The organism is Companilactobacillus kimchii DSM 13961 = JCM 10707 (genome assembly GCF_001435445.1).
Lineage (GTDB): Bacteria > Bacillota > Bacilli > Lactobacillales > Lactobacillaceae > Companilactobacillus > Companilactobacillus kimchii.
This window is the reverse complement of the sequence record NZ_AZDH01000006.1, coordinates 43753-65484: the sequence shown is the minus strand read 5'-3', so window position 1 is coordinate 65484 and position 21732 is coordinate 43753. Positions and strand designations below refer to the sequence as shown.

Annotated in this window: 20 protein-coding genes; all 20 read left to right on the top strand. The window is 35.6% G+C overall.

Annotated features, from left to right (window positions below):
• The first annotated feature begins 207 nt into the window (after nucleotides 1-207).
• The 20 genes from secA (at nucleotide 208) to uvrB (ending at nucleotide 21731) form a co-directional block, all read left to right on the top strand.
• Complete coding sequence (gene secA, locus FC97_RS03785; protein ID WP_054643091.1) at nucleotides 208-2568, top strand: preprotein translocase subunit SecA; 2361 nt, start codon at nucleotides 208-210, stop codon at nucleotides 2566-2568.
• 41 nt (nucleotides 2569-2609) lie between these two features.
• A protein-coding gene (gene prfB / locus FC97_RS03780; RefSeq protein WP_179205844.1) for a peptide chain release factor 2 occupies nucleotides 2610-3732 on the top strand; the annotation gives its coding sequence in 2 pieces (ribosomal slippage) (nucleotides 2610-2681 and nucleotides 2683-3732; 1122 coding nt in all).
• On the top strand, nucleotides 3722-4387 hold the full coding sequence (locus FC97_RS03775; protein ID WP_054643092.1) for a response regulator transcription factor: 666 nt from the start codon (nucleotides 3722-3724) through the stop codon (nucleotides 4385-4387). Before prfB ends, FC97_RS03775 begins: the two co-directional genes overlap by 11 nt.
• A gap of 2 nt (nucleotides 4388-4389) precedes the next feature.
• Nucleotides 4390-6039, top strand: coding sequence for a sensor histidine kinase (locus FC97_RS03770; RefSeq protein WP_054643093.1), 1650 nt, complete (start codon nucleotides 4390-4392; stop codon nucleotides 6037-6039).
• A gap of 104 nt (nucleotides 6040-6143) precedes the next feature.
• Complete coding sequence (locus FC97_RS03765; RefSeq protein WP_054643094.1) at nucleotides 6144-7019, top strand: phosphate ABC transporter substrate-binding protein PstS family protein; 876 nt, start codon at nucleotides 6144-6146, stop codon at nucleotides 7017-7019.
• A gap of 1 nt (nucleotide 7020) precedes the next feature.
• Nucleotides 7021-7941 carry a phosphate ABC transporter permease subunit PstC gene (gene pstC / locus FC97_RS03760; protein WP_025084591.1) on the top strand — a complete coding sequence of 307 codons (921 nt, stop codon included), beginning with the start codon at nucleotides 7021-7023 and terminating at the stop codon, nucleotides 7939-7941.
• Nucleotides 7941-8828, top strand: coding sequence for a phosphate ABC transporter permease PstA (pstA, locus tag FC97_RS03755; RefSeq protein WP_054643095.1), 888 nt, complete (start codon nucleotides 7941-7943; stop codon nucleotides 8826-8828). The genes pstC and pstA overlap by 1 nt, the downstream gene beginning before the upstream one ends.
• Before the next feature lie 3 nt (nucleotides 8829-8831).
• On the top strand, nucleotides 8832-9638 hold the full coding sequence (gene pstB, locus FC97_RS03750) for a phosphate ABC transporter ATP-binding protein PstB (RefSeq protein ID WP_054643096.1): 807 nt from the start codon (nucleotides 8832-8834) through the stop codon (nucleotides 9636-9638).
• Nucleotides 9639-9649: 11 nt separating this feature from the next.
• A complete protein-coding gene (gene pstB, locus FC97_RS03745) occupies nucleotides 9650-10408 on the top strand; it encodes a phosphate ABC transporter ATP-binding protein PstB (protein WP_054643097.1) in 759 nt (252 codons plus the stop codon).
• A gap of 10 nt (nucleotides 10409-10418) precedes the next feature.
• On the top strand, nucleotides 10419-11099 hold the full coding sequence (gene phoU / locus FC97_RS03740) for a phosphate signaling complex protein PhoU (protein WP_054643098.1): 681 nt from the start codon (nucleotides 10419-10421) through the stop codon (nucleotides 11097-11099).
• Between the two features lie 57 nt (nucleotides 11100-11156).
• Nucleotides 11157-11408: a PspC domain-containing protein gene (locus tag FC97_RS03735; protein ID WP_054643099.1), complete on the top strand. Its 252-nt coding sequence runs from the start codon at nucleotides 11157-11159 to the stop codon at nucleotides 11406-11408.
• A gap of 24 nt (nucleotides 11409-11432) precedes the next feature.
• A complete protein-coding gene (locus FC97_RS03730) occupies nucleotides 11433-11798 on the top strand; it encodes a phage holin family protein (protein ID WP_054643100.1) in 366 nt (121 codons plus the stop codon).
• A 64-nt stretch (nucleotides 11799-11862) separates the two neighbouring features.
• Entirely contained in the window at nucleotides 11863-12828 is a 966-nt protein-coding gene (gene hprK, locus FC97_RS03725; RefSeq protein ID WP_054643101.1) for an HPr(Ser) kinase/phosphatase, read from the top strand.
• Nucleotides 12828-13643: a prolipoprotein diacylglyceryl transferase gene (lgt, locus tag FC97_RS03720; RefSeq protein ID WP_054643102.1), complete on the top strand. Its 816-nt coding sequence runs from the start codon at nucleotides 12828-12830 to the stop codon at nucleotides 13641-13643. The genes hprK and lgt overlap by 1 nt, the downstream gene beginning before the upstream one ends.
• A gap of 65 nt (nucleotides 13644-13708) precedes the next feature.
• Nucleotides 13709-14650, top strand: a complete 942-nt coding sequence (trxB, locus tag FC97_RS03715) for a thioredoxin-disulfide reductase (protein ID WP_056967818.1) — start codon at nucleotides 13709-13711, stop codon at nucleotides 14648-14650.
• A 179-nt stretch (nucleotides 14651-14829) separates the two neighbouring features.
• Nucleotides 14830-15084, top strand: a complete 255-nt coding sequence (locus tag FC97_RS03710) for a helix-turn-helix domain-containing protein (protein ID WP_054643103.1) — start codon at nucleotides 14830-14832, stop codon at nucleotides 15082-15084.
• Nucleotides 15085-15213: 129 nt separating this feature from the next.
• On the top strand, nucleotides 15214-16932 hold the full coding sequence (locus FC97_RS03705) for a phospho-sugar mutase (protein WP_056967816.1): 1719 nt from the start codon (nucleotides 15214-15216) through the stop codon (nucleotides 16930-16932).
• 113 nt (nucleotides 16933-17045) lie between these two features.
• The gene (locus tag FC97_RS03700) at nucleotides 17046-18338 is read left to right on the top strand and encodes an alkaline phosphatase family protein (RefSeq protein ID WP_054643104.1); all 1293 of its coding nucleotides are present in this window, start codon (nucleotides 17046-17048) and stop codon (nucleotides 18336-18338) included.
• 14 nt (nucleotides 18339-18352) lie between these two features.
• A complete protein-coding gene (locus FC97_RS03695) occupies nucleotides 18353-19597 on the top strand; it encodes an MFS transporter (RefSeq protein WP_054643105.1) in 1245 nt (414 codons plus the stop codon).
• 124 nt (nucleotides 19598-19721) lie between these two features.
• Entirely contained in the window at nucleotides 19722-21731 is a 2010-nt protein-coding gene (uvrB, locus tag FC97_RS03690) for an excinuclease ABC subunit UvrB (protein ID WP_054643106.1), read from the top strand.
• Nucleotide 21732 lies beyond the last annotated feature (1 nt).

The following is a 21732-nucleotide window of genomic DNA, read 5'->3' as shown; positions in this document are numbered from 1 at the left end:
AATGAATATCAATTGGTCTGGAGCTTATGCTTCAGGCTTTTTTGTTGTCTATAAAGCTTTGTAAAGTATTCTTAACACTACTAGGAGGCAAAATGGTGTATCATTGTAGACCTGAAAAGTCTATTTGACGATATTAAGTTTAAAAGTTTAAAAAAAAATGCTACTATTAAGAATATGTTCATTTACACTTAGGAGAGATATATAAATATGGCAAATCCGCTAAGAAGATGGGTCGAAAGCGACAAAAGAGAAGTCAAACGTATGGGCAAAATTGCCGATAAGATTGAAAGCTATGCTGATGCTTATAGCAAGCTTTCTGATGAAGAACTTCAAGCTAAGACTCCTGAATTTAAAGAAAGACTAGCAAAGGGTGAAACACTAGATGATATTTTGCCAGAAGCCTTTGCTACTGCTCGTGAAGGAGCTAAAAGAGTCCTTGGGCTTTATCCATTTAAGGTTCAATTAATTGGTGGTATTACTTTGCATGAAGGTAATATTGCTGAAATGAAAACTGGTGAAGGTAAAACTTTGACAGCTACGTTACCAGTTTATTTGAATGCTTTAGCTGGTAAAGGTGTCCATGTTGTTACTGTTAATGAGTATCTATCCGGTCGTGATGCTAAGGAAATGGGTGAGCTATATAAGTGGCTTGGTCTAACCGTTGGTTTGAACTTGAATAGTATGGATTCTGAAGAAAAACGTGCTGCTTATAATTGTGACGTTACATATTCAACAAATAGTGAACTAGGTTTCGATTACTTGCGTGATAACATGGTCGTTTACAAGGAACAAATGGTACAACGTCCGCTTCACTTTGCAATTGTCGATGAGGTTGATTCTATCTTAATCGATGAAGCCAGAACACCTTTGATCATTTCTGGTGCAGCTGAAAAATCAACTGCTATGTATGTTCGTGCAGATCGTTTTGCTAAGACTCTTGAAAAAGATGATTACAAAATTGATTGGCCTACAAAATCAATTAGTTTAACAGAAACAGGAATTAGAAAAGCTGAAGATTACTTTGGCCTTGATAATCTTTATGACATTGACAACACAGTTTTGAATCACCATTTGGATCAAGCTCTACGTGCTAACTTCATTATGAGTCTTGATATTGATTATGTGGTTCAAGAAGGCGAAGTAAAGATTGTTGATCAATTTACTGGTCGTGTTATGGATGGTCGTCGTTATTCTGATGGACTACACCAAGCTATTGAAGCTAAGGAAGGTGTAGAAATTCAAGATGAAACTAAGACTATGGCTAACATCACATATCAAAACTTCTTCCGTATGTACGACAAGTTGTCTGGTATGACTGGTACTGCAAAGACTGAAGCTGAAGAATTTAGAGAAATCTACAACATGGAAGTAATTTCTATTCCAACTAATAAGCCAGTTATTCGTGATGATAAAGATGATCTTCTTTATCCAACGTTGAAGAGTAAGTTTGCTGCCGTTGTTGAAGATATCAAGAGACGTCATGCAAAAGGACAACCTATCTTGGTTGGTACTGTTGCGGTTGAATCTTCTGAATATCTATCTAAATTACTTGATAGTGAAGGTATTCCTCATGCTGTCTTGAATGCTAAGAACCATGCTAAGGAAGCTGAAATCATTATGAACGCCGGTCAACGTGGTGCTGTAACTATTGCTACTAATATGGCTGGTCGTGGTACTGATATCAAGCTTGGACCTGGTGTTAGAGAAATAGGTGGTTTGGCTGTTCTTGGTACAGAGCGTCATGAATCACGTCGTATTGATAATCAACTTCGTGGACGTTCTGGTCGTCAAGGTGATCCTGGTGTTACACAATTCTACATGTCACTAGAAGACGACTTGATGAAACGTTTCGGTTCTGAACGTATTAAGCGTGTGCTTAAGACTTTGAAGATTGAAGATGACGATGCTGTTATTCAAAGTAAGATGATGACACGTCAAGTTGAATCCGCTCAAAAACGTGTTGAAGGTAATAACTATGATACACGTAAGAATACTCTTCAATATGATGATGTTATGCGTGAACAACGTGAAGTTATCTATAAAGAAAGAATGGAAGTTATTACTGAAGATAAAGATCTTGATCGTGTATTGCTTCCAATGCTTAAACGAACAATTCAAGCTCAAGTTAACGTTCATACTCAAGGTAAACAAGAAGATTGGGAATTGGAAGCAATTGTCGACTTTGCCAAATCTGCTTTAGTTAATGAAAATCAAATTTCAGTTGTTGACTTACAATTAAAGAGTGCTGATGATATTGTTAAATATTTGATGGATATTGTTAATAAGAACTATGAAGAAAAGAAAGAACAACTCGGAGATCCTGCTCAAATGCTAGAATTTGAAAAGGTTGTTATTTTGAGAGTTGTTGATGAACACTGGACAGATCATATCGATGCTATGGATCAATTACGTCAATCAATTGGATTGCGTGGTTACGGTCAATTAAATCCTTTAGTTGAGTACCAAGAAGAAGGATACCGTATGTTTGAAGAAATGGTTTCTGATATTGAATATGATGTAACTAGATTATTCATGAAGGCCGAAATCAGACAAAATATGGAAAGATAAAAAGCGGGCCTTGGGCCTGCTTTTTTTATAAGGGTGATTATATGGAATTTGGTGAAATTAAAAATAAAATTTCAGAGATGGAAAACAAAATAAGTCAATTCAGGGGGTCTCTTTGACTTAGATGCCCTAGAAGAAAGTATTGCTGAGAATGAAGGTCGGATGGCTGAGGCTGGTTTTTGGGATGATCACGATAAAGCTCAAAAAGTGATCGATGATACAAAAGCCATGAAGGATAAATATGATAACTTCAAAGAATTGAGTCAAGGCTTAGATGATATCAAAGTTTCAGCAGAATTATATCAAGAAGATCCAGAAGATGAATTAATGGAACAGATGGTAGACGATTCGTCTGATTTGTCCCAAAAGTTGCGTTCATATGAGTTAATGATGTTGTTATCAGAACCTTATGATTCTCACAATGCTATTATGGAAATCCATCCTGGTGCTGGTGGTACTGAATCTCAGGATTGGGGTTCTATGCTATTGAGAATGTATCAAAGATGGGCTGATCAACACAATTTTTCCATTGAGATTGAAGATTACCAACCTGGTGATGAAGCTGGAATCAAGAGTGTTTCAATGATGATCCGTGGAAAAAATGCATATGGTTTGTTACGTTCTGAAAGAGGAGTTCATCGGTTAGTTAGAATTTCACCATTCGATTCGGCTGGTCGACGTCATACATCTTTTGCTTCAGTCGATGTAATGCCTGAATTAGATGACAGTATTCATGTTGAAATTAATGATGACGACTTAAGAGTTGATGTTTTTAGATCCTCTGGTGCCGGTGGTCAACATATTAACAAGACTTCTTCAGCGGTAAGAATTACTCATTTACCTACAGGAATCGTTGTTAGTTCGCAGGCTCAACGTTCACAATTGCAAAATAGACAAACAGCAATGAATATGTTGAAGGCTAAACTTTTCCAAAGAGAAGAAGAAGAACGTGCCAAGAAACATGCTGAAATCCAAGGTGAACAAAAGGATATTGGCTGGGGTTCACAAATTCGTTCGTACGTATTTCATCCGTATACCATGGTTAAAGATCATCGTTCCAACTATGAGTCAGGGAATGGACAAGCGGTGATGGATGGGGATCTAGATCCGTTTATATATGCTTATCTCCAATGGAAACTACAAGGGGCCAAAATAAATGAAAAGTAAAATCTTAGTTGTTGACGATGAACCTGCAATTTTGGAGTTAATTGAATACAATTTGGAAAGTAATGATTATCAGGTTTCGACAGCAACTGACGGTGAAATGGCATTTGAAAAGGTAAGTAAGGGGAATTTTGATTTAATGCTACTTGATCAAATGCTTCCTAAAATGAATGGTATGGAAGTTCTGAAGAAAATGCGCGAATCTGGTAATCTTACCCCTGTCATATTTTTAACCGCGGTAGATTCGGAAGATACTAAAATTAAAGGTTTAATTAGTGGTGCCGACGATTACGTAACGAAACCATTTAGTATTAAAGAACTTTTGGCGAGAATTGAAGTTGTTTTGAGAAGAACATCTCATGAACAGAAAAAAAGTAGTTTTCAACTCAATACCGATGTTAAAAGTTTAATTATTGATGGCCAAGAAATTGGTTTAACGAAAAAAGAGTATGAATTATTGGAATTTTTGATTAGAAACAAAGGGATTGTCGTCTCACGTGAACAAATTTTTGATAATGTTTGGGGAATTAATTCCAATTCACAAATGAGGATGGTTGATATCCAAATTAGTCACCTCCGTGATAAAATTGAAAAGGACACCAAAGATCCACAAATAATAAAAACCGTACATGGTTTCGGTTATATTTTAGAGGTATAACGATGAAAAGAAGAATAGGACCCATAATTGCTATTTTGATTTCAGTAGTTATCTTTGTTGTGTTGGTGATTTTTTCCGATACTATTTTGGGCGATTCCCAAAAGGATATGTTTACTGAAGAGACTGTTTCATATCAAGAATTAAAGAAGAACCATGATCCGTCAGAAGCGGCTAGAATTGCTGGTTTGGATTATGTTGATTCGAGTAAAGAGGATACTTATTTACAGAAAAAAGCTTATGACATGTTCCATCGTGGTCGAATAGCTCCTGGTAAAAATTATGTCACTGACGTTAACTTCGGTGAGAGAATTATGTATTACTTACCAGGTTCTAGTCGTTACGTGGTTGCTAAAAGATACAATCGACTTTGGAGTCAGGCTCCGCTGACATTTGTATTAGTAGCTCTGATGTATTTTGTTATCACTGATTCAGTTATTTTGTTCTATTATCGTAAACGTCAAATTCTTAGTAATGACATTAAGAGTGTGACTGAGAATTTGAGACGTGTACGTAAGAATAAAGAAATGGCTTCACTTATTTTGTCACCGGATGATGAATTATATGGCTTGGTTGAACAAACCAATAAAATTAGTATGGATATTAATGATCTACGGGATGATGTCCGTTTACGAGAGAGGCGTTTTAGAGGTTTAGTTGGTCATTTACCAATTGGTGTAATGCTGTTGAACTCTCAAGGTGATGTTTTAATGCATAATCAAGCGATGGCTGGGCTTTTAGATGTGAACATCTCCAATGATATTCATCCGTTTATCGAAGATATTAAAACTTATAGCTTAAGTAGAATGATTGAACATACTTTGCGTAAGAATAAGAATCATCATCGTGAGATTCAATTGGTTGGTAACTCACAAAAGTTCGTCGATGCGAATGTTATTCGTTTAGTACATACGCGTGAAGATTTTGACCAACAAGTTTTGGTTATTTTGTATGATTTAACCGAAAGTCGCCAGATTGAAAGAATGCAAGTCGACTTTGTTAATAATGTCAGTCATGAATTAAAGACGCCAGTAACCTCAATCGAAGGTTTCTCAGAGACTCTACTAAATGGTGCCAAAGATGATCCTGAAAAATTGGATCATTTCTTAAAGATAATTCATAGTGAAAGTATTCGTTTAACTGAATTAATTCAGGATATTTTGTCACTTTCTAGAGTTAAAAAGGGCAATTATAAGGCTGAGATGGTTAATTTACGCGAAGATCTTGATAGTATTTTAGAACGTCAAGACCCAGCAATTAAGAAGCATAATTTAACAATTAAGAAGCAATTTTTTGGTAATGAAGATGTGACTATCAACAAAGAGAAATTTAACTTAGTTATTCGAAACTTGATAAAAAATGCTATTTCGTATAATAAAGAAAATGGTTCAATTGATATTGAAGTGCATCATGATGAGATTGAAAATCGTCTCAAATTTATTATTAAAGATACCGGTATTGGAATTTCTGAAGCAGATCAGGGTCGGATCTTTGAAAGATTCTATCGTGTCGATCGTTCTAGAAGCTTAGAAACTGGTGGTACTGGTTTAGGTTTAGCAATTGTTAAGGAAACTCTGGATACTTTGGACGGAGATATTCGTATGGAATCTCACAAAGGATTGGGAACAACTTTTACGGTGAATATTCCTTTATAAAACAGAAAAAATTGTCGTGATAAAATAATTTATTTTATCACGACTTTTTTTTATACAAAAAATATACAATGTTGTACTATCCTAGTTGGATAGAGGTGAGAACATTGAAAAAAAGACTTGTCGCATTATTTGCAATTATGTTTTCCAGCATACTCGTTTTGAGTGGTTGCAAAGGCAGCGGAAGCCAAGAAACTATTACAGCAGTTGGATCTTCAGCTGCTCAACCATTAGTTGAACTTGCCGGGGAAGAGTTTACAAAGAGTAACCCTAACCAGTACGTGAATGTACAAGGTGGTGGAACTGGTACAGGACTGAGCCAGATTCAGCAAGGTGCGGTCAATATCGGTAATTCTGATTTGTATGCAGAACAGAAAAAAGATATTGATGCTAGTAAACTTGTTGATCATCGGATAGCTGCAGTAGGTATGGTTCCAGTAGTTAATAAAGATGTAAAAGTTAAATCCCTGACAATTAAGCAATTAAGACAAATTTTTTCTGGTCAGGTAAAGAACTGGAAGCAAGTTGGTGGACAGGATTTGCCAATCACGATCATTAACCGTGCTGATGGAAGTGGTACACGTGCATCGTTTGAAAGTGATGTCATGAATGGAACCCCATTTGTCCGTTCACAAGAGCAAGATTCCAGTGGAATGGTCAGACAAATTGTCTACAATACAGATGGTGCAATTAGTTATTTGGCTATGCCATACTTAAATAACACCGTAAAAACAATTGCAGTCAATAACGTAGAACCAACTATCGAAAATATTGAAAATAATACGTGGAAGATTTGGTCTTATGAGCACTTGTATACCAACGGTAAACCTACTGGTATGACTAAAGACTTTTTGGATTTTATTATGACCAAACATGTTCAACAGAACGTAGTTAAAAAGATGAATTATGTTCCCATTAACGAAATGAAGTATGAAAAGGATTATAAGGGCAATGTTACGCCCGTTTCAAAGGGGGTAAAATAAATTGAAAGATCCAATTAGAGAAAGTTTAACTAGAAAATCGGTATCTGCCAAAAGGGAGACTCGCGGTAAGATTATTTCTTTCAGTTTTACTGCCATTATTGTTTTATTAGTTGTTACAATTATCGGATTTATTGCTTCAAGGGGTGTCATTATCTTTATTAAAGATGGTGTTAATCCAATTGATTTTTTGACTCATTCTGTGTGGGCTCCAAATAAGTTAGATAGTGCTGGACATCCAATTGTTGGTGCTGCACCGATGATTATTGGTTCATTTTCAGTTACTTTGATTGCGGCTTTGATAGGAACACCTTTTGCTATCGCTGCAGCAATCTTCATGACTGAGATTTCGCCAAGTTGGGGTCGTAAAGTTTTACAGCCTGTGATCGAATTACTTGTTGGTATTCCTTCAGTTGTTTATGGATTCATTGGTTTAACAATTGTTGTACCTGCTGTAAGGACAATTGCTGGTGGTAGTGGATTTGGTATTTTAGCTGGATCATTTGTTTTATTTGTTATGATCTTGCCAACCATTACGTCAATGTCAGTTGATGCTTTAAAGGCGGTACCACGTTATTATCGTGAAGCATCGCTTGCTTTAGGCGCTACTAGATGGCAAACCATTCACAAGGTAGTTTTAAGAGCAGCAACACCAGGACTACTTACGGCTGTCGTTTTTGGAATGGCTCGTGCTTTTGGTGAAGCCTTAGCTGTTCAAATGGTTATTGGTAATGCTATGTTGTTACCACAAAATCTAGTTTCACCATCGTCAACATTAACTAGTGTTCTGACTATGAATATGGGGAATACTATCATGGGATCAACATCCAATAATGCTTTGTGGTCATTGGCCTTGTTGCTTCTCTTGATGTCCTTACTCTTTAATTTTGTTATTAGAACGATCGCCAAGCGAGGTGAATTCTAATGTTTAATGAAAAAACTAAGGATAAGATTGCTACTGGTGTGATTTATTTTATGTCAGGTGTTATCGTTTTAATTTTGATTGGTTTGTTAGTTTATATTTTGGGCAGTGGATTACGTTATGTTAATTGGCATTTCTTAACTTCTGGTTCGAAGGCTTTTCAAGCTGGTAGTGGTGTAGGAGTTCAGCTATTCAACTCATTTTTCCTACTAATTTTATCAATGTTAATTTCGATTCCTATTTCTATTTCGGCTGGTATTTATTTATCAGAATATGCAGGGAAAAATAAGTTTGTTGAACTAATTAGAGTTTCAATTGAAGTCTTGAGTTCATTGCCATCAATTGTTGTTGGTTTGTTTGGATTCTTGATTTTCGTTATTAGTTTTAAATTTGGTTTTTCCATTTTATCTGGTGCTTTGACATTAACAGTTTTTAATCTACCAATCTTGACCAGAAATGTTGAAGATTCATTAAAATCAGTTTCACAGTCCCAACGTGAAGCTGGATTAGCCTTAGGTTTGTCAAAATGGGAAACAGTTATCCATGTTATTATTCCTGATGGACTACCAGGTATCATTACTGGGATGATTATTGGTGCTGGTAGAGTTTTTGGTGAAGCTGCTGCCTTGATTTATACTGCAGGACAAAGTGCACCACCGCTTGATTTTACTAATTTTAATATTTTTAGTATAACTAGTCCTCTAAACTTAATGAGACCGGCTGAAACCTTAGCCGTTCATATTTGGAAGGTCAATTCCGAAGGTTTAATTCCGGATGCTGTTCAAGTATCCGCTGGTGCTTCGGCTGTTTTGATTATTGCCGTACTAATTTTTAATCTTCTATCTAGATATATTGGCAATTTAGTTTACAAAAAGATGACGGGTAAATAAGATATGATTGAACAAAATGATCAACAATACATCCTTCATTTGGATGAAGACAAGCATGAAATCGCCATGAAGACTGAAGATTTACAAGTATTTTATGGCGAAAAAGAAGCAATACATAAGGCCTCTTTGCAATTTGAAAGATACAAAATAACATCCTTAATTGGAGCCTCTGGTTCCGGTAAATCAACGTTCTTAAGATCATTGAATCGTATGAACGATAATGTTGAAGGTGCAAGTGTTAAGGGTAAAATAATGTATCGTGGGTTGGATATCAATAAGAATAATGTTGATATTTATGAAGTAAGAAAGCATATTGGAATGGTCTTTCAACGGCCTAATCCATTTTCTAAATCGATTTATGATAATATTACTTTTGCACTAAAACGTCACGGACTACACGATAAAAAGAAATTAGATGAAATAGTCGAGACAACGTTGAAACAAGCTTCATTGTGGGATCAAGTAAAGGATGATCTTAATAAAAGTGCTTTAGCTCTTTCAGGTGGACAACAACAACGTCTCTGTATTGCCAGAGCGATTGCAATGAAACCAGATATTCTTTTGATGGATGAGCCAGCTAGTGCGCTAGATCCAATTTCAACTTCGAATGTTGAAGAGACCATGATGAATTTGAAAGATAATTATACAATTATTATCGTTACGCATAATATGCAACAGGCCGCTAGAATAAGCGATTATACGGCATTTTTCCATTTAGGTCATGCTGTGGAATTTAATGAGACGAGAAAGATATTCACTCGTCCAAAGATTAAAATAACAGAAGATTATGTTTCGGGACACTTTGGATAGGAGCGTTAAATTTGGCAAAGAAAATTTTGACATCTTCCGATGTACATTTATTTTATGGAAAAAAAGAAGCATTAAAGGGTATTAATTTAGATTTTAATAAGAACGAGATCACCGCTTTAATTGGTCCTTCTGGTTGTGGTAAATCAACATATTTAAGGTGTTTAAATCGAATGAATGATTTGATTCCTGATGTAACCATTACGGGTACAATTTCATTGGATGGTAAGAATATTTATTCTCCAAATGTTGATACTGTAGCTTTGAGAAAACAAGTTGGAATGGTGTTTCAACAACCTAATCCATTCCCATTCTCAATTTATGACAATGTAGTTTATGGATTAAGATTGGCCGGTGTTAAAGATAAGTCAATTTTGGATGAAGCAGTTGAAACTAGCTTGAAGAATGCTGCTGTTTGGGATGATGTGAAGGATAAATTGCATCAAAGCGCATTATCATTATCAGGTGGCCAACAACAAAGAGTATGTATTGCTAGAGTTTTAGCAGTGAAACCTGATATTATTTTATTAGACGAACCAACTTCGGCTTTGGATCCTATTTCGTCGGCAAAGGTTGAAGATACAATGTTAGCACTACGTGAGGATTACACTATCATTACTGTTACACATAATATGCAACAGGCTTCGAGAATATCCGATCAAACAGCCTTCTTCCTAAATGGAGAATTAATTGAAGCAGATAAAACAAAGAATATTTTCTTAAATCCAAAAGAGAAACAGACTGAAGATTATATTTCAGGAAAATTCGGTTAGGAGAAAAACGATGCGCACTACTTTCGAAGAACAATTAAATAACTTACATTTACGATTCTCAGAAATGGGTATGATGGCGAGTGAAGCCATCATGAAATCTGTTAAAGCATATATTGATCATGATAAATCTTTAGCCAAAGAAGTAATTCGTAATGATCATGTGATTAATAAACGAGAGATGGATTTGGAAAAAGAATCTTTTGAAATGATTGCTTTACAACAGCCAGTTACATCTGATTTGAGAATGATTGTAACGGTTTTAAAGGCTAGTTCTGATTTAGAAAGAATGGGCGATCATGCGGTAAGTATTGCTCAAGAAACAATTAGAGTTAAGGGTGAAACAAGAATTCCCGAGATTGAAAAACTAATTGCGGAAATGGGTGAGATGAGTACAAGTATTGTTGAAGATTCACTGGAAGCTTACTTGAAAAAGGATAGCAAAATGGCTGAAGAAGTTGCTCATCGTGATGTGGAAATTGACGCAAAGAGTACCTTAATCAATGAGTTATGTATCAAAGATATGCAAAAAACTGTGGAGAATGTTTTAAGTGGTTCGTCGTATATGCTTGTAGCCAGTTATTTGGAACGTGTTGGTGATTATGCAACCAATATTTGTGAATGGGTTGTTTACTTGAACACTGGACATGTGGTAGAACTGAATCGGAAGCATATTCCTGATGTCGATGAGTAAAATTGATATTTTCTTGAATATGTAGTATATTTTTTGGACAAGTTGAGGTGAATTTATATGAAAGAAAGAATCACAAGATCTAGTACGGATCGAATGTTAGCAGGTGTATGCGGTGGTTTAGGTGCTTACTTTAGCGTTGATTCGACTTGGATACGTTTAGCTTTTATCTTTCTGTTGCCTTTTACTTATTTTCTGCCAGCCTTGGTTTATATAATCCTAGTATTTTCTTTACCAGAAAAACGAAATATCCAAGAGACGGATTTTAATAAGAGAAAGCGTGGCACTAAAGCTGCCAAAAAATATTACTGATTCAAAAAAGAATGAGGGTATGAAATGAAGTTACTTATAAAAGTGGCAATACAGACGCTTTTGTTTCTAGCAATTGCTAGACTATTGCCCGGTATGTTTAGAGTGGACACTTTAGCCACAGCGATTATTGCTAGTTTGGTACTAGCTATTTTGAACTGGACAATCAAACCACTCCTACATATTATTTCTCTACCGATTACATTTATTACATTTGGACTATTTTCATTTGTAATTAATGCGATTACTCTAGAATTGACTTCAGCACTAGTTGGGGCGAATAGTTTTTACTTCAATGGATTTGGTTCAGCACTAGTCGTTGCGGTTATTCTGGCAATTTGTAATTCGATCATTAATAGTTACACAATGAATAATTTTCAAAGACGCGTCTAGAACGCGTTTTTTTGTTTCTAAAATGATAAAATTATTATAAATAAAGAATCTGTGGGGGTTAGCAATGACAAATTTTGTTACAGTATCTCAAATGGTAAAGGATAACGAATTGAAGGTTTATGCTGGAGAAGAGTTATTAAAAGATAAAAAAGTCATAACGACCGATATTTCTCGTCCGGGCATCGAATTGACGGGTTATTTTGATTATTATCCAAGTGAACGAATTCAATTATTTGGTCAAACAGAAACTTCATATTCTCGTTCAATGACTTCCAATAATCGTTATAAGGTGATGCTTGAATTATGTCGTGAAGATACGCCAGTTCTTTTAATCTCGAGAAATATTCAACCAAGTAAGGAATTATTGAGAGCTGCTAAAGAACATCACGTTCCAGTTATTGGATCAGAATTACCAACAACTAGACTATCAAGTATGATTACCGAATATTTGGACGAGAAGCTAGCTCCTAGAGAATCAATTCATGGTGTTTTAGTAGATGTTTATGGTATTGGAATCTTATTGACTGGTCATTCAGGAATTGGTAAAAGTGAAACAGCTTTGGAACTAATTAAACGTGGTCACCGTTTAATCGCTGATGATCGTGTTGATGTATATCAACGTGATGAAAAAACTATTGTTGGTGAAGCACCTAAGATTTTGAATCACTTATTAGAAATCCGTGGTATCGGAATTATTGATGTTATGAATCTTTTTGGAGCCGGGGCTGTCCGTTCACAAAGCGAGATTCAATTGATTATTAATTTGGAAAACTGGTCTGCCGATAAGAATTATGACCGTATCGGTACTTTGGAGGATAGACGTACTTTCTTTGACGTTGACGTACCACAAATTACCGTCCCTGTTAAAGTTGGTCGTAATATCTCTATCATTATTGAAGTAGCTGCTATGAACTATCGTGCTAAGAAGATGGGTTATGACGCTACAAAGAAGTTTGAAGACAATTTAGGATTGTTGATCAAAGAAAATGAAGAAAAAACAAAGAATGAAAAAGATGGAGAAGGTAAGTAATGAATTTTGATTTGCTAGCATTAAACCCAATTGCTTTAAATCTAGGTGGCTTAGAGATTCATTGGTACGGAGTTATTATTGCTATGGGTGCTCTGATTGGAGTTATCATGGCAATGCGTGAAGCAAAAAAAAGACATCTAGATCCAGATAATATTTTGGACTTAGTCTTATATGGGGTTCCAATTGCTTTAGTTGGTGCTCGTCTGTATTATGTTATTTTTGAATTACCATATTATTTGGCTAATCCCAGTGAAATAATTAAGCTCTGGCATGGTGGTATTGCAATTTATGGTGGTTTAATTGCAGCATTTATTGTTTTACTGGTTCTATGCAAGAAAAGAAATATTTCTCCTTGGTTGATGTTAGATATTGCTGCACCTTCAGTTCTTTTAGGACAGATAGTTGGTCGTTGGGGCAATTTCATGAATCAAGAGGCCTTTGGTGCTAAGACTACTTTAAACTTTTTACAATCTTTACATATACCACATTTCATTGTTGAACAGATGTATATCAATGGTGCTTATCGTCAGCCAACATTCTTATATGAATCTGTTGGTAATTTAATAGGTTTAGTTTTAATTTTAATTTTGAGAAATCGTAAGCATTTGTTAAAACGCGGTGAGGTATTTTTAACATATTTAATTTGGTATCCAGCGGTTAGATTCTTCGTTGAAGGTATGCGGACTGATAGTTTATATATTTTACCAGGCGTAAGAGTTTCACAAGTATTGTCACTAGTACTATTTTTCGCTGCTATTGGAATTTTTATTTATCGTCGAAAGAATGAAAATGATCCTTGGTATAATGAGTTGTGAGCAATCTAATTGATAATTAAAAAATAAATGGTAATATTTGTTGAGTAATAGGAGGTAATTCGACGATGAAAACATACGATGTAGTAATTATTGGGGCAGGTCCTGGTGGATTAACTGCCGCTTTATATGCTTCACGTGCCAACCTTTCAGTAATGATTCTTGATCGTGGTATCTACGGTGGTCAAATGAACAACACCGCTGCAATTGAAAATTATCCTGGATTTGAATCAATTTTGGGTCCAGATTTGAGTGAAAGAATGTATAAATCTTCAACTCAGTTTGGTGCTGATTTTGGTTATGGTGCCGTTCAATCAGTAGAAGATAAAGGCAATGTTAAAATTATCCACACTGATGATGGTGATTATGAAGCTAAAGCATTAATCATTGCGACTGGTTCACAGTATAAGAAGATTGGGGTTCCTGGTGAAAATGAATTGTCAGGACGTGGTGTTTCTTATTGTGCCGTTTGTGATGGTGCTTTCTTCAAGGATCAAGACGTTGCTGTTATCGGTGGTGGAGATTCTGCTGTTGAAGAGGGAATTTACCTTACACAACTAGCTAAGTCAGTAACAATTATTCACCGTCGTGACCAATTGCGTGCTCAAAAGATTTTGCAAGATCGTGCATTTAAGAATGACAAGATCAAGTTTGTCTGGAATGCCGATGTTAAGGAAATTACGAGTGATGACGATAAAGTCTCCGGTGTTAAATATGTTGATAAGAAGACTGGCGAAGAACACGTTGTTCCAGCCAAAGGTGCTTTCATTTACGTTGGTATCAAGCCAATGACAGAACCATTCAAGGACTTAGGTGTTTTGGATGAAGATGGATGGATCAACACTAATGAACATATGCAAACAAATATCCCTGGTATTTTTGCTGTTGGGGATGTTCGTAAGAAAGATCTTCGTCAAGTAGCTACAGCTGTTGGTGAGGGTGGTATAGCTGGTCAACAAGCATACAGTTATATTCAAGAACTTGCTGATGATAAGGTAATAACAAAATAGTATAAGAAGCATTATGAATGTGAGGATTATGAAATGGAGAATATCCATTTTGTAATCCTTTTTTTGTACCTTGACCTAATAATAAAAGACTAAATATCGAAAAAATTATTATTAGCATTTGGTTTGAATATAGACATGTTTAAACATATACTATTAGTAAAAGACAGGAAGTGATTCTTATGCGTGAAGTAGTAGATAAAAAAATAAATCAATTGATGAACGAATCTGGTTTCAATATTGCTAGAAACCTTAAAGTCTTAAGAAAAGAAAAGAATGTAACTCAAAAAGAAGTAGCAAGACATTTGAATATTGATGTAACAACTTTATCTCACTATGAGACAGGTATTAGAATGCCAGATATTGATACACTAATTGCATTGGCAAGATACTATGATACGGATATAAACAGAATCATCAGTAATAATCTCGAATAATTTGTGTATTTGTGGTCGATTTTTAAGGATATTTTAAAAAAAATAGCTTAAAGTGTCGTAATCAAATATAAATGGTACTCTATGATTGATATAATGGTTGTAAGTACTTACAAATTAGGAGGACAAGTTATGTCTTGGCAAGATAATATGCAACAATGGCTCGACTATAAAGATTTGGATCCAGATATGAAAGAGCAACTTAATGAAATGAAGAATGATGATAAGGTTGCGGAAGAAGCTTTCTATGAACCAATGGAATTCGGTACTGCTGGTATGCGTGGTCTCATTGGACCTGGTATTAATAGAATGAACATTTATACTGTTCGTCAAGCAGCCGAAGGTTTGGCTTCTTTCATGGATACTCTGGATGATAAGTTGAAGTCACAAGGTGTAGCAATCAGTTATGATTCACGTTACTATTCACAAGATTTTGCTTATGAATCAGCAAAAGTTTTGGGAGCCCATGGAATTCACAGTTATGTGTTTGATAGTTTAAGACCTACACCGGAATTATCTTTTGCAGTAAGAAGTATACCTACATATGCCGGTATTATGATTACTGCTAGCCATAATCCTAAGCAATATAATGGATTTAAAATTTATGGACCAGATGGTGGTCAAATGCCACCAGTTGAATCAGATAATATTACTAGTTTTGCTAGAAAAGCTAGCAATCTATTTGCTATTAAAGTAAAGCCTGTAACAAAATTAAGAGAAGAAAAATTATTAACTCTTATTGGTGAAGATGTTGATTTAAATTACATGAAGAATTTGGAGACGGTGATTGTTAATCGTGATTTGATCAACAATATTGGTGACAAAATGAAGTTTGTTTATTCACCACTTCATGGTACTGGTAAGATGATTGCCCCTCGAATTTTCCAAAAATTAGGATTTAAGAATTTTAATATGGTAACTGAACAAGCCATTTTAGATCCTGAGTTTGCTACAACACCATTCCCTAATCCTGAGTTTGCCCAAACTTTTGATTTAGCAATTGAACGTGGTAAGAAGATTGGCGCTAATATTTTGATTGCAACAGATCCTGATGCTGATCGTCTAGGAGCTGCAGTTAAACAGCCAAATGGTTCTTACAAGTTGATGACAGGTAATCAAATTGCTTCAGTTCTTTTGAATTATTTGTTGCAAGCAAAGAAAGGCCTTAATCAATTACCAGCTAATGGAGCTGTTGTTAAGTCTATCGTCTCGTCTGAACTAGCAACTGCTATTGCTAATAAGTACAACGTCGAGATGCTCGATGTTTTGACTGGATTCAAGTATATTGCTGAAAAGATCGAACAATTTGAAAAGACTGGTAGCAATGAATTCCTCTTCGGATTTGAAGAGAGTTATGGATATCTTGTAAAGCCATTTGTTCGTGATAAGGATGCTATGCAATCAACTTTATTGTTGGCTGAAGCTGCTGCTTACTATGAATCAAAGGGTAAGACTATCTATGATGCACTAGAGGATCTTTATAAAGAATTTGGTTACTATCGTGAAAAGACTATCTCTAAGACTTTTGAAGGTATCTCTGGTAAAGATAAGATGGCTCAAATTATGAAGACTCTTCGTGAAGAAGGTATCGACGAAATCAATGGCGTTAAGGTTGTTGAATCAATCGATTATTTGAAAGACACAGATACCACCGAAGCAGGTGTTAAACCTACAGGATTACCAAAGGCTGACGTATTAAAATATGTTTTAGCCGATGATACTTGGGTTGCTGCTAGACCTTCAGGTACTGAACCAAAATTGAAATTCTATATTGGCGTTAAGGCTGATACAGAGGCTAATGCCGCACAAAAACTAGCTGATTTTGCTAAAGAAATCGAAGGCTGGGAATAAAATAAAAGATAGAGACAAAATTAATTTTTTGTCTCTATCTTTTTGTTTCGTTACAAGTCTTTCTCAACTGCGATATAATATTTTCATGTAGTTTGTGAAAAGAGGAGAAGGAATTGTCAACAAATCAACATCTAATCATTATTTCGCTTGATTCTCTAGGATTTAGAGATATTGATGAACATCTCGATGAATTACCAACATTGAGCAAGTTAGTTCACGGGGGAACTTGGGTCAAAAAAGTTCAAGGTATTTATCCAACTTTAACCTATCCTTCGCATACGACTATTATCACCGGTCAATATCCAAGCGTTCATGGAATTGTAAATAATACTAAGATTCAACCTAATCGTCGATCACCTGATTGGTACTGGTATCAAAAGGATGTTAAATCAACGACATTATATGATTTAGCACGAAAAAAAGGGCTTAAAACGGCTGCCTTTCTTTGGCCAGTTACAGCCGGTAGTAAAATTGACTACAATTTGGCTGAAATTTTTCCCAATCGAATTTGGACTAACCAGGTTTTGGTTTCATTGAAGGCTAGTTCACCATTATTTATTTTAGAAATGGATAAAAAATATGGAAAATTGCGTAACGGTATTAAACAGCCTGCTTTAGATGATTTTATTACGGCCTGTGCGGTTGATACAGTTAAAAACAAACAACCTAATTTGATGTTGTTGCATTTGGTTGACATGGATAGCATGCGTCATCAATATGGGGTTCGTTCTGAAGATGCTATGAAAGCTTTGCATCGATTAGACGGTCATGTGAAACAAGTAATCGACGCTACTAAGGAAGCAGGTACCTTTGATGATACCAACTTTGTGATTTTAGGAGATCATTATCAAATCAATGTTGATAAGATGATTCATTTGAATACTTTATTTGCAAAGAGAAATTGGCTAAAACCAATCAAAGATCAAACTTTCAAGAAAGATTGGTCAGTAATGGCTAAAACTTGTGATGGCTCAACTTATATCTATACAAAGAACTTTGATCAAATCCAACGTTTGAAGGAGCTGATCTCAGGTGTTGAGGGTGTAGAAAGAATTTATTCATCACAAGAAGCAGCGGCTATGGGAGCAGATCCTAATTGTACTTTGATGGTTGAGGCTAAGGCTGGTTATTACTTTACTGATGAGAGTGATCGTCCTAATGTTGTAGAACAGGTACTTCCTGAGATGATGGGGGATACTGATCGATATCGTGGTGTTCATGGCTACCATCCTCAAAAACCAGGCTACAAAACAACCTTGATTTTTAATGGACCAATGGTTGAAAAAGATCATACAGTCGAAAAGGCTAATTTGGTAGATGAAGCACCAACTTTTGCTAAATTGTTAGGCTTAAAGTTTGATGCGCCAATAGCCGGAAATAGTATTGAGGATGTATTTATCGATTAGAATAGAGGAATTTTATGAGGTTTAATAAGAAACAGTGGAGTTGGATCTTCTATGATTGGGCTAATTCTGGTTATGGGATTATCGTTACGACAGCGGTATTACCAGTTTATTTCAAATCAATAGCGCAAAATTCAGGAGTTTCAGCAGCAAATGCAACTGCCTTTTGGGGTTATGCTAATAGTTTTGGAACGTTATTAGTTTCCATTTTGGCTCCGGTTTTAGGTGCATTAGCAGATTATCCGCATCACAAAAAAAGATTAATGAACTATTTTTCATTTTTAGGAATTATTATGACGTTTGGTTTGGCACTAGTGCCTTCAAATCAATGGCAGTTATTATTGGGTGTGTATATCTTGTCGATAATTGGATATTCAGCCGGCAATCTATTTTATGACAGTTTTTTAACAGATGTTGCTAGTAACGAAGAAATGGACACTCTCTCTTCAAATGGATATGCTTATGGTTATCTAGGTGGAGTTGTAGCCTTTATCTTATTTTTAGTTCTACAATTAACGAGTGGTTTTGGCATGTTATCGAGTTACGGCGTGGCACGATGGAGTTTTCTTCTGGCGGCCATTTGGTGGATTATTTTCTTCATTCCATTATTGAAAAATGTCCAACAGGTCTATTCTTTGCCAGAAAATGCACATCCCGTTACATCAAGTTTTAAACGTGTCTGGAAAACAATTACTCATTTAAGAAAATATAAGGCCGCAGCTTGGTTCTTAGTAGCCTACTTCTTCTATATTGATGGAGTTGATACGATTTTTACGATGGCCACTTCAATCGGTATGGATATGGGAATTAACACGACCACATTAATGCTTGTTTTATTAGTTGTTCAATTAGTAGCTTTTCCATTTTCTATTTTATATGGTTGGTTTGCTAATAAAGTTTCTACCAGAGCAGGAATTCTTTTAGGAATTGTTTTGTATTTTGGCATTTGTTTATATGCTTTGAAACTAACTAGTGCTAAGGATTTCTGGATCTTAGCTGTTTTAGTTGGTACTAGTCAAGGTGGTATTCAAGCCTTAAGTCGTTCATATTTCGGAAAATTGATTCCAAAAGAATCCGGAAGTGAATTCTTTGGTTTTTATAATATTTTAGGAAAATTCTCAGCTGTGATGGGTCCAATTCTGGTTGGTATCGTTACGCAAATTACGGGAAAATCCACAATTGGCGCTGCCTCATTGAGTATTTTGTTCTTCGTAGGATTGATAATTTTCTTAATGTTGCCACGCTTAGTAAATGAAAATTAAATTATGGCGAAAATATGTTCGCTATGGTAATATAGAGCCAGCGTAATAAGCCTGACATCAATTACATCTAATTCGTGTACGAGAGTTAGGTGTTTTTTTTAGCTCAAAGGGGGTAAATTAATCCGTGATAGATAGAGTTACTGATAATAAATTTGATTTGGTTTCCAAGTATTCACCTGCTGGAGATCAAGCTCAAGCAATCGATACTATTACTAAAGATTTTAAAGCTGGTGACAAAGAGGTTATTCTTGAGGGTGCTACTGGTACTGGTAAGACTTTTACAATGGCTAATGTCATCAAGAATTTGAATAAACCAACATTGATCATTTCACATAATAAAACATTGGCAGGACAATTGTATGGTGAATTTAAGGAATTTTTCCCTAATAATGCGGTTGAATACTTTGTTAGTTATTATGATTACTATCAACCAGAAGCCTATGTGCCATCTAGTGATACGTATATTGAAAAGGATTCTAGTATCAACGATGAAATTGATAAGCTTCGTCATTCGGCTACTAGTTCACTTTTGGAACGTAACGATGTTATTGTAGTTGCCTCTGTTTCATGTATCTTCGGTTTAGGTGATCCAAGGGAATATGCCGACAGTATTATTTCCTTACGAGTTGGTCAACAGATTGCTCGTGATACTTTGTTAGAAGAATTAGTTGATAATCAATTTGAACGTAATGATATTGACTTTCAACGTGGAAGGTTTCGAGTCCGTGGTGATGTTGTCGATATTTTTCCAGCTTCACGTGATGATAATGCTATTCGTGTGGAATTTTTCGGCGATGAAATTGATCGAATTATCGAAATGGATGCATTGACTGGTGAAGTTAAGGGGTCAATGGATCACATCGGTATTTTCCCGGCTACTCACTTTATGATTAGTGATTCCAAAATGGATGAAGCCTTGAAACGTATTAAAGACGAAATGGATGTTCAAGTTGATAAATTTACCAAAGAGGGTAAATTACTAGAGGCTCAACGTATCAAGCAGAGAACCGAATATGATATTGAAATGATGCGTGAGATGGGATATACATCAGGTATTGAAAACTATTCTCGTCATATGGAAGGTCGTGCAGAAGGTGAACCACCATTTACTTTGCTAGATTTCTTTCCCAAAGATTTTAATATTATGATTGATGAATCTCATGTTACGATGCCACAAATTAGAGGGATGTATAATGGTGACCGTGCCAGAAAGCAACAGTTGGTTGATTATGGTTTTCGATTGCCTAGTGCATTGGATAATCGTCCTTTGAAGTTGGAAGAATTTGAAAAACATGTTAACCGAATATTGTATGTATCGGCTACACCTGGTCCTTATGAATTAGAGAGAACAGATAATAAAGCTGAACAAATCATTCGTCCTACAGGTCTATTGGATCCTAAAATTGAAGTACGTCCAATTATGGGACAAATTGATGATTTGGTTGGTGAAATCAATGATCGTGTGGCTAAGCATGAAAGAGTCTTTGTAACCACCTTAACGAAGAAGATGGCCGAAGATTTAACGGATTACTTTAAAGATTTAGGAATTAAAGTTAGATATTTACACAGTGATATTAAAACGTTAGAGCGAACTAAGATTATTCGTGATTTACGACTAGGTAAATTTGACGTTCTAATCGGAATCAATTTGCTGCGTGAAGGTATCGATGTACCGGAAGTTTCCCTAATTGCTATATTGGATGCTGATAAGGAAGGCTTCTTAAGAGCTGAACGTTCATTAGTCCAGATTATTGGTCGTGCATCACGTAATGAACATGGTAAAGTTATTATGTATGCTGATTCGATTACAGATTCAATGCGTGGAGCGATTGATGCAACTGCACGTCGTCGTAAATTACAGATGAAGTTCAATGAGGAACATAATGTAACACCTAAGACAATTGTTAAACCAATTCGAGATGCTATCTCAATGTTCCAGAAAGTTGACAATTCTTCTTCTGAAACAGAAAAGATCGATGATGATATTGACTTCAAGGATATGAGTAAGAAGGAACGTGAAGAACTTCTTGCCAATTTAAATGAACAAATGGAGTCTGCTGCCAAGAAACTCGACTTCGAGGCTGCTGCTAATTTACGTGATACAATTTTGGAATTAAAGGCGGAAATGAAATAGA

Bases quoted from the DNA above. Each gene is read 5' to 3' on its own strand.
- secA (WP_054643091.1), top strand. From the start codon at position 208: ATGGCAAATCCGCTAAGAAGATGGGTCGAAAGCGACAAAAGAGAAGTC.
- FC97_RS03775 (WP_054643092.1), top strand. From the start codon at position 3,722: ATGAAAAGTAAAATCTTAGTTGTTGACGATGAACCTGCAATTTTGGAG.
- FC97_RS03770 (WP_054643093.1), top strand. From the start codon at position 4,390: ATGAAAAGAAGAATAGGACCCATAATTGCTATTTTGATTTCAGTAGTT.
- pstA (WP_054643095.1), top strand. From the start codon at position 7,941: ATGTTTAATGAAAAAACTAAGGATAAGATTGCTACTGGTGTGATTTAT.
- pstB (WP_054643096.1), top strand. From the start codon at position 8,832: ATGATTGAACAAAATGATCAACAATACATCCTTCATTTGGATGAAGAC.
- phoU (WP_054643098.1), top strand. From the start codon at position 10,419: ATGCGCACTACTTTCGAAGAACAATTAAATAACTTACATTTACGATTC.
- FC97_RS03735 (WP_054643099.1), top strand. From the start codon at position 11,157: ATGAAAGAAAGAATCACAAGATCTAGTACGGATCGAATGTTAGCAGGT.
- FC97_RS03730 (WP_054643100.1), top strand. From the start codon at position 11,433: ATGAAGTTACTTATAAAAGTGGCAATACAGACGCTTTTGTTTCTAGCA.
- hprK (WP_054643101.1), top strand. From the start codon at position 11,863: ATGACAAATTTTGTTACAGTATCTCAAATGGTAAAGGATAACGAATTG.
- lgt (WP_054643102.1), top strand. From the start codon at position 12,828: ATGAATTTTGATTTGCTAGCATTAAACCCAATTGCTTTAAATCTAGGT.
- trxB (WP_056967818.1), top strand. From the start codon at position 13,709: ATGAAAACATACGATGTAGTAATTATTGGGGCAGGTCCTGGTGGATTA.
- FC97_RS03710 (WP_054643103.1), top strand. From the start codon at position 14,830: ATGCGTGAAGTAGTAGATAAAAAAATAAATCAATTGATGAACGAATCT.
- FC97_RS03705 (WP_056967816.1), top strand. From the start codon at position 15,214: ATGTCTTGGCAAGATAATATGCAACAATGGCTCGACTATAAAGATTTG.
- FC97_RS03695 (WP_054643105.1), top strand. From the start codon at position 18,353: ATGAGGTTTAATAAGAAACAGTGGAGTTGGATCTTCTATGATTGGGCT.